General features: G+C 68.2%; 1 protein-coding gene. It reads right to left on the reverse strand.

Going from position 1 to position 741, the window contains the following annotated elements:
• Positions 1-741: PAS domain-containing protein (locus tag AC1D00_RS43835; protein WP_477015032.1), on the reverse strand; the 741-nt coding region annotated here is incomplete at both ends.

Genomic DNA, 741 nt, shown 5'->3' on the forward strand with positions numbered 1-741 from the left:
GCCATCATGATGGCGGAGAGCACGTTGTTGAAGTCGTGGGCGATGCCGCCGGCGAGCTGGCCGACCGTCTCCATCTTCTGCGACTGGTTGATCTGGTTCTCCAGCGCGCGCCGCTCGGTGGTCTCGAGCATGTGCACGATGGCGGCTTCCGCGTCGTTCTCGGCCGCGTCGACCGGCGTGACGAAGAACTGGCCCCAGCGCTCCTTGGTCCCTTCCAGTGCCACCTCGACCGGCGCGATGTCGGCCTTGCCTTCGGCGGCCTGGTTGATGGCCGTGATCACCAGGTGGCGGTCACGTGAATTGATGGCGCGGAAGATCGACTTGCCGGCGCTGTCGAGACCAAGGCCCTGCGCAAGCTTGGCGTAGCGCGCGTTTGCGCGCACGACGTTGCCGCCGCGGTCGACGGTCGCGATCGCCATCGGCGTGTGGTCGAAGAAGCGCATGAAACGCACTTCGGCGGCGCGGTCCGGATCGCTGCGCTCGTCGCGGGCGCGGCTGATCACGAGCGTGCGCGACGGCCCCGGCGCGCCGTCGGCGCCGAAGGCGAGCTTGTGATAGAGCCGCACCGGCATGGTCTTGCCGGTGCGCATGCGCAGGTCGATGTCGAAAACCTCGGTCTTCACCTCGCCCGGCACCGCCACGATCGAGCTGAGCAGCGAAGCGCCGTCGCCGGAGACGATGTCGGCGAGCTTCAGCCCGCCCGAGCCGATCTCGGCGAGGTCGTAATCGAGCCAGTTCGCC

This window comes from Bradyrhizobium sp. P2_E8 (assembly GCF_056403875.1).